We start from the raw sequence: 2,966 nt of genomic DNA, 5'->3' as shown, positions 1-2,966 counted from the left end.
CCGAGCAGATCAAGCCTGCGCCGGAGATGGGCTCGGTGCTGGACACGGACTACCTGATCGGGCTGGGGACGCTGGAGGAGCGGATGCTGATCCTGGTGGACATCGACCGGCTGATGTCGAGCGAGGAGATGGGCCTCATCGAAAAGATGGCGGCCTGAACCATGAACTTCCTCTCAAACGTACGCATCGGAATGCGCCTGGCCATCGGCTTCGGCCTGGTCCTGGCCTTGACCCTGGCTTCGGCCGTCTTCGCGCTGATAAGCGCGAAAAGCAATGCCGAGGCCACCCGCCAGATGATGCAGAGCCCGCTCGCGAAGGAACGGCTCATCTCGGACTGGTACGTGCTGACCTACTCGGCCATCGCGCGCACGGCGATGATCGCCAGGACCACCGATGAAACGCTTCCCGTCACCTTTGCCGACGTGATCTCCGACAGCGTCAAGAAGGGCGGGGAGACCATGGCCAAGGTCGAGGCCCTGCTCGTGACCGATCTCGAGAAGTCGACCTTCAAGTCCATCGTCGAGCTGCGCGTCAAGTACCAGGCGGCCAAGGATGCGGTGCAGAAGGCGAAGGCGGGCGGCAACGCGGCGGAGACCGAGACCGCCTTCAAGGAAGTCTTCCAGCCGGCCGCCAAGGCCTACGAAAGCCGCGTGCTCGAACTGCTGGCGCTGGAGCGCAAGGCGATCGACGACATGAGCCGCGCGATCGACGAGGCGAACGCGCAGAGCTTCAATCTCCGCATCGCGCTCACTGCGCTCACGCTGCTGCTGGGCGGGGTCTGCGCCTTCCTGATCGCCCGCAGCATCACCCGGCCCCTCGGCCGTGCCGTCCAGGTGGCGGAGACGGTCGCCAGCGGCGACCTCACATCGCGCATCGAAGTCGATTCGCGCGACGAGACCGGCCAACTGCTGCATGCGCTGAAGAACATGAATGACAGCCTGGCCCAGGTGGTGGGCGAAGTGCGTGCCGGTACCGACACCATCGCCACGGCCTCGGGCCAGATCGCGGCGGGCAACCACGACCTGTCCTCGCGCACCGAGGAACAGGCCAGCTCGCTCGAACAGACGGCGGCCTCGATGGAAGAGCTGACCTCGACCGTCAAGCAGAACGCCGACAACGCGCGGCAGGCGAATCAGCTGGCCGTCTCGGCCTCCGAAGTGGCCGTGAAGGGCGGCAGCGTGGTGTCGCAGGTGGTCGATACCATGGGCTCCATCAATGCCTCGTCCAGGAAGATCGTCGACATCATCGGCGTGATTGACGGCATCGCCTTCCAGACCAACATTCTGGCGCTCAATGCCGCGGTCGAAGCTGCACGTGCCGGCGAGCAGGGCCGCGGCTTCGCGGTCGTGGCCTCCGAAGTGCGCAACCTGGCGCAGCGCTCGGCCGCGGCAGCCAAGGAGATCAAGACGCTGATAGGCGACTCGGTGGAGAAGGTCGAGGAGGGCAGCAAGCAGGTGGCCGAAGCGGGCCGCACGATGGACGAGATCGTCGACAGCGTGAAGCGGGTGACCGACATCATGGGCGAGATCACGGCGGCGAGCCACGAGCAGACGCAGGGCATCGAGCAGATCAACCAGGCGATCGCGCAGATGGACCAGGTGACGCAGCAGAACGCGGCGCTGGTGGAAGAGGCTTCCGCGGCGGCGCAATCGCTGCAGGAGCAGGCCGGCAGCCTCTCGCAGACCGTCAGCATCTTCAAGCTCGGCCAGGAAGAGGCGGCCGTGGTGCTCGCCCAGGTCCAGGCCCGCAGCCAGCCGGCATTGCCCTCGAAGCGCGCGGCGCCGGCGCTGAAGGCGCCGGCCAAGCCGGCCGCCGCCCCGCGCAAGACGGTGACGCACCAGCGTGCGCCGCAGCTCGCCGTGGGTCATACGGCCTCGGGCGAATGGACGGAGTTCTGAAGAAGAGGTCCCGGCCCCTCAAGTTTCGGGCCGGACTGCCGATATCTCTCATGACCGGGCCGCTATCGACGGCTTTCGCAGGAAGAAGAAAATGCAGTGGTTCCAGGAGCTTCGTGTCACCGTCAAGCTGATCCTCAGCTTTCTGATCGTCGCCGCCATCGGTGCCGTCGTCAGTGCGCTCGGCATCTTTCAGATGGGGCGCATCAGCGCCTCGACCGAGAGGCTCTACAACCACGAGCTGCAGACCCTGAAGGCGGTGCAAGCTGCCAACATCCACCTGCTCTATGCGAGTCGGGCCCAGATGGGCCTGCTGTCGGCTTCCACCAAGGGCGAGCGCAACGCCGGTATCGCGGAGCTCAAGAAGGCCGGCGCCGAACTCGAGGCGCGGATGACCGAGGTCAAGCCCGTGCTGCTGGAGAGCGACCAGGGTCGCAAGCTCAACGAGCAGTACGAGGCCCAACTGCCGAAGTTGAACAAGCGCATGGGCGATTTCGTCACGCTGCTTTCCGCGCAATCGCTGGACAGCTCGCAGTTCGACGGCCGCGTGGCCGAGGACAGCACGCAGCTCCTGAAGGAATCGCGCACGCTCGAGGAAGTGCTCGAGAAGATGGTGGCGCACAGCGACATGCAGGCCAAGGCGAGCATGGACCATGCCGCCGAGACCTACAAGACCTCGCGCTTGCAGATGCTGGCGATGGCCCTGATCGGCATCCTCGCCAGCGTGGGGCTGGGCGTGGTGGTGGCCCGCCTGCTGGCGCGCCAGCTGGGTGGCGAGCCCGGCTACGCGGCGGACGTCGTCGGCCGCATCGCCAGCGGCGACCTGACGGTGGGCGTCGAGGCCCGCTCGGCCGACGACGGCAGCGTGCTGCATTCGATCAAGCAGATGCAGGACCAGCTGACCCATGTGGTCGGCAGGATCAAGCTGTCGACCGATGCGATCGCGACGGCTTCGAGCCAGATCGCTTCGGGCAACCAGGACCTGTCTTCGCGCACCGAGGAGCAGGCGAGCTCGCTGGAGCAGACCGCGGCCTCGATGGAAGAACTCACCAGCACCGTGAAGCAGAACGC

2 protein-coding genes and 1 pseudogene are annotated in these 2,966 nt (G+C 66.1%); all 3 read left to right on the top strand.

Translation table 11 applies throughout. The annotated features are described in order from the left end of the window. Positions 1-158, top strand: a pseudogene (locus tag AC3A6B_RS29770) (chemotaxis protein CheW); the annotation flags it as partial. A gap of 3 nt (positions 159-161) precedes the next feature. Then, positions 162-1,898 (top strand): methyl-accepting chemotaxis protein, encoded by a 1,737-nt coding sequence (locus tag AC3A6B_RS29765; RefSeq protein ID WP_487840232.1) that lies wholly within the window; start codon positions 162-164, stop codon positions 1,896-1,898. A 91-nt stretch (positions 1,899-1,989) separates the two neighbouring features. Next, a partial coding sequence (locus AC3A6B_RS29760) for an MCP four helix bundle domain-containing protein (protein ID WP_487840231.1) occupies positions 1,990-2,966 on the top strand: 977 nt, incomplete at its 3' end.

It is taken from the genome of Variovorax sp. Soil_C_33, assembly GCF_057656935.1.
This window is presented reverse-complemented; position numbering and strand designations above follow the sequence as displayed.